The sequence below is a fragment of the Pseudomonas sp. ANT_H4 genome, assembly GCF_008369295.1.
In the GTDB taxonomy this organism is placed as follows: Bacteria; Pseudomonadota; Gammaproteobacteria; order Pseudomonadales; family Pseudomonadaceae; genus Aquipseudomonas.
This window is the reverse complement of record NZ_VOBG01000013.1, coordinates 105,606-118,151: the sequence shown is the minus strand read 5'-3', so window position 1 is coordinate 118,151 and position 12,546 is coordinate 105,606. Positions and strand designations below refer to the sequence as shown.

11 protein-coding genes are annotated in these 12,546 nt (G+C 60.3%); 3 read left to right on the top strand and 8 right to left on the bottom strand.

Annotated elements, in window-relative coordinates:
• The first annotated feature begins 1 nt into the window (after position 1).
• Positions 2-2,305 carry a CHASE2 domain-containing protein gene (locus FQ182_RS17925; RefSeq protein ID WP_149412819.1) on the top strand — a complete coding sequence of 768 codons (2,304 nt, stop codon included), beginning with the start codon at positions 2-4 and terminating at the stop codon, positions 2,303-2,305.
• 181 nt (positions 2,306-2,486) lie between these two features.
• Here FQ182_RS17925 and FQ182_RS17920 read toward each other — a convergent pair whose 3' ends face one another.
• From FQ182_RS17920 to glyQ, 4 genes are all read right to left on the bottom strand, one after another.
• Complete coding sequence (locus FQ182_RS17920; RefSeq protein ID WP_149412818.1) at positions 2,487-3,257, bottom strand: 1-acyl-sn-glycerol-3-phosphate acyltransferase; 771 nt, start codon at positions 3,255-3,257, stop codon at positions 2,487-2,489.
• An 84-nt stretch (positions 3,258-3,341) separates the two neighbouring features.
• A complete protein-coding gene (gmhB, locus tag FQ182_RS17915) occupies positions 3,342-3,881 on the bottom strand; it encodes a D-glycero-beta-D-manno-heptose 1,7-bisphosphate 7-phosphatase (RefSeq protein WP_178114480.1) in 540 nt (179 codons plus the stop codon).
• On the bottom strand, positions 3,881-5,935 hold the full coding sequence (gene glyS, locus FQ182_RS17910) for a glycine--tRNA ligase subunit beta (protein ID WP_149412817.1): 2,055 nt from the start codon (positions 5,933-5,935) through the stop codon (positions 3,881-3,883). The genes gmhB and glyS overlap by 1 nt, the downstream gene beginning before the upstream one ends.
• On the bottom strand, positions 5,932-6,885 hold the full coding sequence (gene glyQ, locus FQ182_RS17905) for a glycine--tRNA ligase subunit alpha (protein WP_133100625.1): 954 nt from the start codon (positions 6,883-6,885) through the stop codon (positions 5,932-5,934). The genes glyS and glyQ overlap by 4 nt, the downstream gene beginning before the upstream one ends.
• An 81-nt stretch (positions 6,886-6,966) precedes the next feature.
• On the opposite strand from glyQ, the gene FQ182_RS17900 reads away from it, so the two are divergent.
• Complete coding sequence (locus FQ182_RS17900; RefSeq protein ID WP_149412840.1) at positions 6,967-7,524, top strand: DNA-3-methyladenine glycosylase I; 558 nt, start codon at positions 6,967-6,969, stop codon at positions 7,522-7,524.
• A 40-nt stretch (positions 7,525-7,564) separates the two neighbouring features.
• Entirely contained in the window at positions 7,565-8,452 is an 888-nt protein-coding gene (locus FQ182_RS17895) for a lysophospholipid acyltransferase (RefSeq protein WP_149412816.1), read from the top strand.
• A gap of 73 nt (positions 8,453-8,525) precedes the next feature.
• On the opposite strand, the gene FQ182_RS17890 is transcribed toward FQ182_RS17895, so the two are convergent.
• Genes FQ182_RS17890 through fmt form a run of 4 tightly spaced genes read right to left on the bottom strand, consistent with a single transcriptional unit; the run spans position 8,526 to position 12,519 of the window.
• Positions 8,526-8,837 (bottom strand): hypothetical protein, encoded by a 312-nt coding sequence (locus tag FQ182_RS17890; RefSeq protein ID WP_149412815.1) that lies wholly within the window; start codon positions 8,835-8,837, stop codon positions 8,526-8,528.
• Positions 8,838-8,855: 18 nt separating this feature from the next.
• Positions 8,856-10,229 carry a Trk system potassium transporter TrkA gene (trkA, locus tag FQ182_RS17885; protein WP_149412814.1) on the bottom strand — a complete coding sequence of 458 codons (1,374 nt, stop codon included), beginning with the start codon at positions 10,227-10,229 and terminating at the stop codon, positions 8,856-8,858.
• Complete coding sequence (rsmB, locus tag FQ182_RS17880; RefSeq protein WP_149412813.1) at positions 10,226-11,563, bottom strand: 16S rRNA (cytosine(967)-C(5))-methyltransferase RsmB; 1,338 nt, start codon at positions 11,561-11,563, stop codon at positions 10,226-10,228. The genes trkA and rsmB overlap by 4 nt, the downstream gene beginning before the upstream one ends.
• A complete protein-coding gene (gene fmt / locus FQ182_RS17875; RefSeq protein WP_149412812.1) occupies positions 11,560-12,519 on the bottom strand; it encodes a methionyl-tRNA formyltransferase in 960 nt (319 codons plus the stop codon). Before fmt ends, rsmB begins: the two co-directional genes overlap by 4 nt.
• Positions 12,520-12,546 lie beyond the last annotated feature (27 nt).

Sequence of the window (12,546 nt, the reverse complement as noted above, 5' to 3'; positions counted from 1 at the left end):
GGTGAGGTTTTGGCGCAGGGCTGAAAAGCGCCAGCCGACTCAAGCTCAGCGGCTGTTTTACGGCCTGGTCCGGGAGTGGCTGTGTATCAGCCTGCTGCTGCTGCCAATGACAGCATTCCTGTCTCTGAGCCCTGGCCTTGCGCTCAATAATCTGTTGTATGACAGCCTGCGCCGTTTGGCTCCCTTACCGGTTGATCCGCGCATTCTGCTAGTGACCATCGATGACCTCAGTCTTAAGCAGCTGGGTCAGTGGCCTTGGTCGCGCCGCCTGCATGCCGACCTGATTGACCAACTGAGCGCCGCCAAACCCGCCGGTATTTTGTTCGATGTGATTTTCAGCGAACCGGCTCGTGATCTCGCCAACGATCAACGGCTGGCCCAGGCGCTCTGCGATGCTGGCAATGTGTTACTGCCGCTGATCCGCGAAGGAATGCCTCGCTACGGTCAACCGGTGGCGCAAATCCTGCCCGTGCTGCCCCTTCGCGATTGCGCAAGAGGCGTCGGCCATATCAATGTCGAAGCGGACAGCGACGGCATTGTCCGCAGCCTTTATCTGAGTGAAGGCCCGCCGGGACGAATGACACCCCAATTGGCATGGCTGGCGTTCGAACTGACCGGGCGGCAGGCGGTAATGCCCGGGTTGCCTGCCCCGTCAGACAGCGCCGATTGGCAGCGGGAAAATGCCATTCGGATTCCTTACATCGACACCGACGATGGCTTTCCCAGTGTGCCCTACGTCAGCGTCTTGCGCGGTGAAGTCCCGCCTGAGTTGTTGCGTGATCGCCTGATTCTGGTGGGTGCCACCGCCCCTGGCATGGGGGATCGATACGTCACGCCATTGTCGGCCAGCGTGGGCACCACATCAGGTGTCGAGATCCAGGCCAATATCCTCAATGGCCTGTTGCAAGGGCGCAGCATCACCGTCTTGCCCGTTTGGCTGGCTACGTTGATGGGCACCTCGATGGTTGCGCTGCTATTGGGCCTGCTGCTGTTTCGCCCGCGTTATGCATTGTGGTTGACCCTAGGGTGCATGAGCGCCGCGCTCCTTGGTTCCTGGGGGCTGTTGCGCCTGGGTGGCTGGTGGTCGCCGGGGGCATGCCTGATCGGTTTGCTGCTTGGCTACCTGATCTGGAATTGGCGTCGCCTGAGCGTAATCCTGGCCTATTTCGGCTGGGAGCTGGCACGCCTGGACAGCGAGCCCAATGTGTTGCCGGAACGTCGTCGTGCGCCCGCCAGTAACGGCGATGTGTTGCAGGGCCGAATCTTCGCTCTGGAGCAAGCTGTCAGCCGCACTCGCGACACCCGACGTTTTATGGCCGATGGCCTGGAGTGTTTGCCGGTGGCCACGCTGATTACAGACCCGAGGGGCGGCATCCTGCTGGCCAATCGCATCGCCCGTGATGTGTTTGGTAGTGAACTGGTTACCGAGAACCTGCTGGAACAGCTCGCGGCGCTGGGCTATCCGCCTTTACTGGATGGCACTCGCCCGCCCCTGTCTGCCCTGGAAATTCTCGAATTTCGTGACACCCAGCAACGCAGCCTGCGCCTGGACCTTGCCCCGCTTCTGCCGGCGGATGGCGATGTGGCTCTGGGCTGGCTGCTGAGCCTGACAGACTTGAGCATTGAGCGTGATGCCCAGCAGCAGCGGGAAACCCTGTTGCGCTTCCTGTCTCACGACCTGCGGGCGCCTCATTCGGCGATTCTTGCGTTGCTGGATGTCCAACGCCATGAATCCCCAGAGGTCGCACCTGTATTTGTGCAAATAGAACAACAAGTGCGTCGCGCCTTGAACCTGACCGAGTCGTTTGTCCAACTGGCCAAAGCCGAATCCGACGGCTATCAGTTCCAGCCCAGCTTGTTCGCCATGCTGGTGCTCGATGCGTTTGACCAGGTTGCGCTACTGGCCCAGTTGAAAGGCATCCAGTTGGTTAATGACCTGGATGAGGCTGGCGAGGAAATGGTCTGGGCTGATCAATCGCTGCTGACTCGCGCCTTGTTCAATCTGTTGGAGAACGCGATTAAATACAGCCCGTTCGGTACGACCGTCACCTTGAGCCTCGAAAGCACAGGAGAATGCTTGGAGTGTCGTATCAAGGATCAAGGCCCAGGCATCGCCGCTGAGAATTTACCTGATCTGTTCAGCCAATACCGACGCTTCGCCTCTGCCCAGGGCAGCGAAGGATTGGGGCTGGGCCTGACCATGGTCAAGGCGGTAGTGGATCGTCATGCTGGCCGTATCGGGTGTGAGAGCGTAGTGGGCGAAGGCACTGTGTTCAGGCTGCAACTGCCCCTCTGGAAAGACTAAATAGCAGGCTTTTTACCTGTGCATAAAAAACCGGCCTCAAGGGCCGGTTTTTTACTGCTGAAAAAACTTATGCACTATTTCAGTTGTTTTATGAGTTTGAGAAATATGTAGGTAAATCATCAGCCTACAATAAAAAAACTACAATTCGCCAACAAACCGTACACAGCTTATCCACAGAAACTCAAATCACCGTCTGATCTTCTGCAACCGGCAAAGGCGGCAGCGAACCCATGGCCCTTTGTTGTGCTTCATTCCAGGCCGCAGCACGGTCATTGAGCGCGGCAATGGCACGCGGGCCGCTGCCTTCGGCGTACATCGGTTCGCCGATCACCACGGTAATGGTGCCCGCGCGTTTAGCCCAACCCGTCTTCGGCCAGAACTTGCCGGCATTGTGGGCTATCGGCAGGACCGGCAGGTCAGCGTTGACCGCCAACGCCGTACCACCGCGTGAAAATTTGCCGACCGTACCGAACGGCACGCGAGTACCTTCGGGGAAGATCAGTACCCAAACCCCGTCCTTGAGCAGCTCGTTACCCTTCTTCGCCACGTGTTTGAGCGCGGCCTTGGGGTTGTCGCGGTCGATGGCGATCGGCCGCAGCATAGCCATGGCCCAGCCAAAGAATGGCACGTACAACAGTTCACGCTTGAGCACCTGGCTCAATGGCGAAAAATACGCCGACAGAAAGAAGGTTTCCCAGGTGCTTTGGTGGTTCGACAGAATCACGCAGGGTGTGTCCGGGACATTTTCGGCGCCCTTGATCTCGAAACGAATGTTCAGGAACACCTTGGTCAGCCACAACGCGCAGCGGCACCAAAAAACATTAATGAAACGATAGCGCGCCTTGAATGGCAAAAAAGGCGCGATAAAAAAGCTCAGGGTGCACCAGAGGAAGGAACTGGTGCCCAGCAGCAGGTAAAAGAAGAAGGTTCTGATGGCCTGCAAGATCGACATGGCGGCATTTACCGTTGCGGGCCGAGGCCCGCCTGTTAAAAGCGCGCTCCCGAACAGTCCTTGATCAGGAAGTCAGAAGTGCTGCTAGTTGTTGATAAGTTCTGTGGCAACCGCCGCCAGATCGTCAAAAATCAAGGTGCCTACCGGCAGGGTTTTACCCTGGGTCTTTTCGCCTTTTCCGGTTTTTACCAAAACTGGTTGTGAGTCGACGGCTTTGGCCGCCTCCAAGTCACCGAGACTGTCCCCGACGAACCATAGGCCCGTCAACGGCACATTGTAATACTCTGCAATAGTTTTCAGCATGCCCGGTTTTGGCTTGCGACAAGCGCAGCCCTCATCCGGCCCGTGGGGGCAGTAAACCACCAGCCCCACTTCACCGCCCTGCTCTGCTACCAATGTGCGCAAACGCGCGTGCATGGCATCGAGGGTGGCAACATCGTAGTAGCCACGGGCGATGCCGGACTGGTTGGTAGCGATTGCCACCGTCCAGCCCGCCTTGCTCAACTGCGCGATGGCCTCGATCGAGCCGGGCAATGGAATCCACTCCTCCACCGACTTGATGTAAGCGTCGGAGTCGTAGTTGATCACCCCGTCCCGATCGAGAATCAGCAGTTTCAACATGATCAGCCCAGTACGGAAATGTCAGCGATATTGATAAACAACCCACGCAGACGCGCCAGCATGGCGTAGCGGTTTTTCCGCACGCCCGCATCTTCGGCATTGATCATCACCGCTTCAAAGAACGCATCGACCGGCTCACGCAAGGTGGCCAGGCGCGCCAATGCTTCGGCGTAGTTGCGTTCAGCGATCAGCGGCTTCACCGCGTTTTCCGCCTTGGCGATGGCCGAGTTCAGCGAGAACTCCTTGGCGTCGGCAAACAGGCCGGGATCGACTTCAGCAGAGCCGAGGTTTTCGGCCTTGCTCAGCAGGTTCGACACACGTTTGTTTACGGCGGCCAACGCATCAGCTTCTGGCAACTTGCAAAAGGCCTGAACGGCTTGCACGCGCTGATCGAAGTCCAGCGCCGAACCCGGTTGCAGGGCACGAACCGACAGGTAGACCGAAACGTCCACACCTTCGTCTTCGTAACGAGCACGCAGACGATCGAAGACGAACTCCAGCACTTGCTCGGCCAGGCCGGCTTGCTTGACCTTGGCGCCGAACTGGCCGACGGCAAACACCACGGCCTGGGTCAGGTCGAGGTCGAGCTTCTTGTCGATCAGAATCCGCAGCACGCCCAGGGCTGCACGGCGCAGGGCGTACGGGTCTTTGCTGCCGGTAGGCAACATGCCGATGCCAAAGATACCCACCAGGGTATCGAGCTTGTCGGCGATGGCCACGGCTGCGCCGGTGACGGTAGTCGGTAGTTCAGCACCCGCACCGCGCGGCATGTATTGCTCGTTCAGGGCCAGGGCGACATCTTGCGGCTCGCCGTCATTGAGGGCGTAGTAGTAACCGGCAACACCTTGCATCTCCGGGAACTCGCCGACCATTTCCGTGGCCAGGTCGCACTTGGACAGCAGGCCGGCTCGGGCGGCGAGAGTGGCATCGCCGCCAATGCGTGGGGCGATGTAGGCCGCCAGCTTGGAAACCCGCACAGCCTTGTCGTAGACGCTGCCCAGTTTTTCCTGGAACACCACGTTTTGCAGGCGCAGGTTGAAGTCTTCCAGCTTCTGCTTCTTGTCTTGCTTGAAGAAGAACTCGGCATCGGTCAGGCGCGGGCGAACGACTTTCTCGTTACCTTCGATGATCTGCTGCGGGTCCTTGCTCTCGATATTGGCCACGGTGATGAAACGCGGCAGCAATTTGCCGTCGACGTCCAGCAGGCAGAAATACTTCTGGTTGTCCTGCATGGTGGTGATCAGCGCTTCTTGCGGCACGTCGAGGAAACGCTCTTCGAACGAGCACACCAGCGGCACTGGCCACTCAACCAGGGCGGTCACTTCGTCCAGCAGGCTTGGCGGCACGATGGCGGTGCCTTCCTGCGAACGGGCCAGCTCTTCGGTGCGCTTGCTGATCAGCTCGCGGCGCTCATTGGCATCCGCCAGCACATAGGCTGCACGAAGGTCATTGAGGTAGTTGGCCGGCGCGGTGATGCGCACGCTTTCTGGGTGATGGAAGCGGTGACCACGCGAATCCCGGCCAGCCCTCTGGGCGAGGATGGTGCAATCGACGACCTGGTCACCGAGCAGCATTACCAGCCATTGGGTCGGACGCACGAACTCTTCCTTGCGGGCACCCCAGCGCATGCGCTTGGGAATCGGCAGGTCGTTCAGGGAGTCTTCAACGATGGTCGGCAAGAGGCTTGCGGTTGGCTTGCCCTTGATGATCTGGCTGAAGCGCAGTTTCGGACCGCTCTGGTCGATTTCGCTTAGCTCGACGCCGCACTTCTTGGCAAAACCCAAGGCTGCTTGCGTCGGGTTGCCTTCAGCATCGAAGGCGGCCTGGCGTGGCGGGCCGTCGAGGTTGATGCTGCGATCAGGTTGCTGAGTGGCCAAAGCGGTGATCAGGACGGCCAGGCGGCGTGGTGCGGCGTAGACCTTCTTGGCTTCATAACCCAGGCCAGCGGCTTGCAGGCCCTTGTCGATACCGGCCAGAAACGCGTCGGCCAGGGTATTGAGTGCCTTGGGCGGCAGCTCTTCGGTGCCCAGTTCAACCAGGAAATCTTGAGCACTCATTGTGCAGCCTCCAGCTTAGCCAACACTTCATCACGCAGGTCTGGGTGCGCCATCGGGAAGCCGAGCTTGGCGCGAGCCAGCAGGTAGGCTTGGGCGACGGAACGCGCCAGGGCGCGTACACGCAGAATGTATTGCTGGCGCGCAGTAACCGAGATGGCTCGGCGGGCATCCAGCAGGTTGAAGGTGTGGGATGCCTTCAGGACCATCTCATAGCTTGGCAACGGCAGCGGCTGATCCAGTTCGATCAGGCGCTTGGCTTCGCTTTCGTAGAAGTCGAACAGCTCGAACAGTTTCTCGACGTTGGCGTGTTCGAAGTTGTAGGTCGACTGCTCCACTTCGTTCTGGTGGAACACATCGCCATAAGTGACCTTGCCGAACGGACCGTCAGCCCAGACCAGGTCGTAGACCGAATCCACGCCCTGCAGGTACATGGCCAGGCGCTCAAGACCGTAAGTGATCTCGCCGGTCACCGGGTAGCACTCGATGCCGCCCGCTTGCTGGAAGTAGGTGAACTGGGTGACTTCCATGCCGTTGAGCCAGACTTCCCAGCCCAAACCCCAGGCGCCCAGGGTCGGCGATTCCCAGTTGTCTTCGACGAAACGAATGTCGTGGACCAGCGGGTCCAGGCCGACATGTTTCAATGAGCCCAGGTACAACTCCTGGAAATTGTCCGGGTTAGGCTTCAAGACCACCTGGAACTGATAGTAGTGCTGCAGGCGGTTTGGGTTTTCGCCGTAGCGGCCGTCAGTCGGGCGACGACTGGGCTGCACATAAGCGGCGTTCCAGGTTTCCGGGCCGATGGCCCGCAGGAAGGTAGCGGTGTGGAAAGTGCCGGCGCCTACTTCCATATCATAGGGCTGAAGTACCACACAGCCTTGCTCGGCCCAGTATTGCTGGAGGGCGAGGATCAAGTCTTGGAAGGTACGCACGGCTGGCGTAGGCTGGCTCACGAAATTCACCTGTTACTTGGGCTGCGATTTAAAGAGCGGGAGTATACCCGATTCGGCCGCGCCACCATCCCCTGGAGCCTTATGCCACGCTGCTTTTGGTGTTCTGAAGATCCGCTGTACATGGCTTATCACGATCAGGAGTGGGGAACGCCGCTACGCGATGCGCAGGGTTTGTTCGAGTTGCTTTTACTCGAAGGGTTCCAGGCGGGCCTGTCCTGGATCACCGTTTTACGCAAACGCGAGCACTATCGAAAGGTGTTGTTCGCTTTTGATGTACAGCGGGTGGCGCAGATAAGCGATGAAGAAATCGAGGCATTGATGCTTGATCCGGGAATTATCCGCAATCGTCTGAAACTCAATGCCGCCCGGCGCAATGCCGTTGCCTGGCTGGCTTTGGAGGACCCGGTAGGGTTTCTCTGGTCGTTTGTCGGCGGCGTGCCGAGCATCAATCATTTCAAGGATCGCTGCGAAGTGCCGGCCGTCACGCCCATCGCAGAAGCCATGAGTAAAAGCTTGAAAAAAGCCGGCTTCACGTTCGTCGGGCCGACCATCTGTTACGCGTTCATGCAGGCCTCGGGTATGGTCATGGACCACACCCTAGACTGTGATCGTTACGCTACCCTCGCCAACGGCGGTTAGAATGGTCGCTTTGCGCACCGCACAACATCAGGAGTGACCTGTGGAAAAGATTAAAGGCGCCTTGCTGGTAGGCGCTCTGAGGCTGTTTGCCCTGCTGCCCTGGCGCGCCGTGCAAGCCGTGGGGACGGCCATTGGCTGGATCATGTGGAAAACCCCCAATCGCTCCCGTGACACGGTGCGGATCAACCTGTCCAAATGCTTCCCGGATATGGACCCGGCCGAGCGCGAGCGTCTGGTGGGGCAAAGCCTGATGGACATCGGCAAGTCCCTGACCGAAAGCGCCTGTGCCTGGATCTGGCCGGCCCAGCGCTCCATCGACCTGGTGCGCGAAGTCGAAGGCCTGGAAGTGCTGCACGAAGCGTTGGCTTCCGGCAAAGGCGTGGTGGGCATCACCAGCCACCTGGGCAACTGGGAAGTGTTGAACCACTTCTATTGCAACCAGTGCAAACCGATCATTTTCTACCGTCCGCCCAAGCTCAAGGCGGTGGATGACTTGCTACGCAAACAGCGGGTGCAGTTGGGCAACCGGGTGGCGGCGTCCACCAAGGAAGGCATCCTCAGTGTCATCAAGGAAGTGCGCAAAGGTGGCCAGGTGGGTATTCCTGCTGATCCGGAGCCGGCAGAGTCTGCCGGGATCTTCGTGCCGTTCTTCGCCACTCAGGCGCTGACCAGCAAGTTTGTGCCGAACATGCTGGCGGGCGGTAAAGCCGTTGGCGTGTTCCTGCATGCGCTACGGCTGCCGGACGGTTCGGGGTACAAAGTGATTCTCGAAGCGGCGCCGGACGACATGTACAGCACCGACACCGCAACTTCCTGCGCAGCGATGAGCAAGGTGGTGGAGCGGTATGTGAGGGCGTATCCGAGCCAGTACATGTGGAGCATGAAACGCTTCAAGAAACGCCCGCCGGGTGAGGCGCGGTGGTACTAAGCCCGGCGCAAGCCTCTAGAGGCTGTGAGGCTCATTGTGGCGGGCGGGCAAGCCCGCTTGCCACATGAGTAATTCAAGTCTGGCGATCGAGTTTCTTCAGAAACACTGTCATCTCTTTCTCTGCCTGCTTGTCGCCATGGGCCTGCGCGGCTGCAATCCCCTGCTCCCAGGCCAGTCGCGCCGCTGCGCGATCATCCAGCCCCAACTGCGCTTTACCCAACAACTTCCACGCCGCCGAATACTTCGGATCAAACGCCACGCACTGCTGTAAATGCTCGGCCGCCTTGGCATTGTCTTTCAGGTCCAGATAACCCTTGCCCAACCCAAAGCGCAGCAGCGAGTTATCCACACCCTTGGCGAGCATTTTTTCCAGGGATTCGAGCATATCGGTCACTCCGGTTGATCAGAAAAAGCTCAGTCCCACGTGGAACAGCTTCTCCACATCGCGGATATGTTTTTTATCCACAAGGAACAGAATCACGTGGTCGCCGGTAGCGATCACCGTGTCGTCGTGAGCGATGATCACCTCTTCATCACGGATGATCGCGCCGATGGTGGTCCCAGGCGGCAAGCCAATGTCGCGGATTGCCTTACCGATCACCTTGCTCGACTTCGAGTCGCCGTGGGCAATCGCCTCGATGGCTTCCGCTGCGCCCCGGCGCAACGAGTGAACGCTGACGATATCGCCGCGCCGCACGTGGGCCAACAAAGTGCCGATGGTCGCCAGTTGCGGGCTGATGGCGATGTCGATATCGCCGCCCTGGATCAGATCGACATAGGCCGGGTTGTTGATGATGGTCATCACCTTCTTCGCCCCCAGCCGTTTAGCCAGCAAGGACGACATGATGTTGGCTTCGTCATCGTTGGTCAGGGCCAGGAAAAGATCGGCGTCGGCGATGTTTTCTTCCAGCAGCAGGTCGCGGTCCGATGCACTGCCTTGCAGTACGACGGTGCTGTCGAGGGTGTCGGACAAGTACCGGCAGCGCGCCGGGTTCATCTCGATGATCTTCACCTGGTAGCGGCTTTCGATGGCCTCGGCCAAACGTTCGCCGATCTGCCCGCCACCGGCGATGACGATGCGTTTGTAGCTCTCATCGAGCCGGCGCATTTCGCTCATTACCGCGCGAATATTTGCCTTGGCGGCGATGAAGAACACTTCGTCGTCGGCCTCGATCACCGTGTCACCCTGGGGCAGGATCGGCCGGTCGCGACGAAAAATCGCCGCCACCCGGGTCTCGACATTTGGCATGTGCTCGCGCAGCTGGCGCAGTTGCTGACCCACCAGGGGCCCGCCGTAGTAGGCCTTGACCGCCACCAACTGCGCCTTGCCTTCGGCAAAGTCGATCACTTGCAGGGCTCCGGGGTGTTCGATCAGGCGCTTGATGTAATGGGTGACCACCTGTTCCGGGCTGATCAGTACGTCTACCGGAATCGCGTCGTTGTCGAACAGGCCGGCGCGGGTCAGGTAGGCCGCTTCCCGCACCCGGGCGATTTTGGTCGGGGTGTGGAACAGGGTGTGGGCGACCTGGCAGGCGACCATATTGGTTTCGTCGCTGTTGGTCACGGCCACCAGCATGTCGGCGTCGTCGGCGCCGGCCTGGCGTAGCACCGTCGGGAACGAGGCGCGGCCCTGCACGGTGCGGATATCGAGGCGGTCGCCCAGATCACGCAGGCGCTCGCCGTCGGTATCGACCACGGTAATGTCGTTGGCTTCACTGGCCAAATGCTCGGCCAGCGTGCCGCCGACCTGCCCTGCGCCGAGGATGATGATTTTCATCCGGTCACTCCTTTAAAACTATTTCGGCCGCGAGCGGCGGCAATCTTGATCAGTTTGGCGTAGTAGAAGCCGTCGTGACCGCCCTCTTGGGCCAGCAGCTGGCGGCCATGAGGCTGCTTGATCCCCGCCTGGATGTCGAGGTCCAACTCCCGCGCGCCGCTGGTGCGAGCGAGGAAGGCTTCGATCACTTCGGTGTTCTCGGTGGGCAGGGTGGAGCAGGTGGCGTAGAGCAAGATGCCGCCAACTTCCAGGGTCGGCCACAGGGCATCGAGCAACTCACCTTGCAATACGGCCAGGGCGGCGATGTCGTCGGGCTGGCGGGTCAGCTTGATATCCGGGTGGCGGCGAATCACCCCGGTGGCCGAACACGGTGCATCCAGCAGGATGCGCTGGAACGGCTTGCCGTCCCACCAAGCGGCTGTGTCGCGGCCGTCGGCGGCGATCAGTTCGGCGCTCAGGCCTAGGCGCGCAAGGTTTTCCCGCACCCGTACCAGGCGCTTGGCTTCCAGGTCCACCGCCACTACGCCGGCCAGGCCAGGCTCGACTTCCATGATGTGGCAAGTCTTGCCGCCCGGTGCGCAGCAGGCGTCCAGAACCCGTTGACCAGGCGCCAGGTCCAGGAGGCCTGCGGCCAGTTGTGCGGCTTCGTCCTGCACGCTGATCCAGCCCTCGGCGAAGCCTGGCAGATTGCGCACATCGCCAGGTTCAGTAAGGACGATACCGTCCTGGCTGTAGACGCAGGCGGTGGCGGCAATGCCTGCCTCGCTCAGTAATACAAGGTAAGCGTCACGGCTTTTATGGCGCCGATTGACCCGCAAAATCATCGGAGGATGAGCATTGTTGGCGGCGCAGATGGCCTCCCATTGCTCAGGCCAGAAGGCTTTCAGGGATTTTTGCAGCCAGCGCGGGTGGGCGGTGCGCACCACCGGGTCATGTTCCAGCTCGGCCAGCAGCGCTTCGCTTTCCCGTTGGGCGCGGCGCAGCACGGCGTTGAGCAGGGCCTTGGCCCAGGTTTTTTTCAGTTTGTCGGCGCAACCGACGGTTTCACCGATGGCCGCGTGGGGTGGCACGCGGGTGTAAAGCAGTTGATAAAGGCCAACCAGCAGCAGCGCCTCGACATCGGCATCCGCAGCCTTGAACGGTTTTTGCAGCAACTTGGCCGCTAACGCCGACAATCGCGGCTGCCAGCGAGCGGTACCGAAGGCCAGGTCCTGGGTGAAGCCGCGATCACGGTCTTCGACTTTATCCAGCTGGATCGGCAACGAACTGTTGAGGGAAGCCTTGCCGTTGAGCACGGCGGCCAGGGCCTTGGCGGCGGCCAGACGCGGGTTCATTGGGCGTCCACCGCAAGGCCCAGGACGATGCCGGCTGCAAATTTCTCACGACGGCTGTTGAACAAATCGCTGAAGTTCAGCGCCTTGCCACCGGGCAATTGCAGGCGGGTCAGACACAGCGCCTGCTCGCCGCAGGCCACCAGCAGGCCGTCCTTGCTGGAGCCAATGATTTCGCCCGGCGTGCCCTTGCCTTCGGCCAGGGTAGAGGCGAGGACTTTCAAGGCTTCGCCATTGAGGGTGCTGTGGCAAACCGGCCATGGGTTGAAGGCGCGAACCAGGCGCTCCAACTCCACTGCCGGGAGGCTCCAGTCGATGCGGGCTTCGTCCTTGTTCAGTTTGTGGGCGTAGGTGGCGAGGCTGTCGTCCTGCACTTGGCCCTCCAACGTGCCCGCTGCCAAACCGGCGATGGCCTGGACGACGGCCGCAGGGCCCATCTCGGCCAGGCGGTCGTGGAGGCTGCCACCGGTGTCTTCATTGCTGATCGGCGTGGTGACTTTCAGCAGCATCGGCCCAGTGTCCAGGCCCGCTTCCATGCGCATCACGGTCACGCCGCTCTCGGCATCACCGGCTTGCACCGCGCGCTGGATGGGCGCTGCTCCACGCCAGCGCGGCAGCAGCGAAGCATGGCTGTTGATGCAACCCAAGCGAGGGATATCCAGCACCACTTGCGGCAGGATCAAACCGTAGGCCACCACCACCAGCAAATCCGGTTTCAGTGCAGCCAGTTCGGCCTGGGCGTCGGCGTTACGCAGGGTTGGCGGTTGCAGCACGACGATGTTGTTCTCAAGTGCCAGTTGCTTGACCGGGCTGGGCATCAGTTTTTGCCCGCGACCGGCCGGGCGATCCGGTTGGGTGTACACCGCCACGATCTCATAGGGGCTGGCGAGCAGGGCCTTAAGGTGTTCGGCGGCGAATTCGGGGGTGCCGGCAAAAACGATGCGCAGTGGCTCGGTCATGGGAAACATCTCACAAAAGAAAAAGGC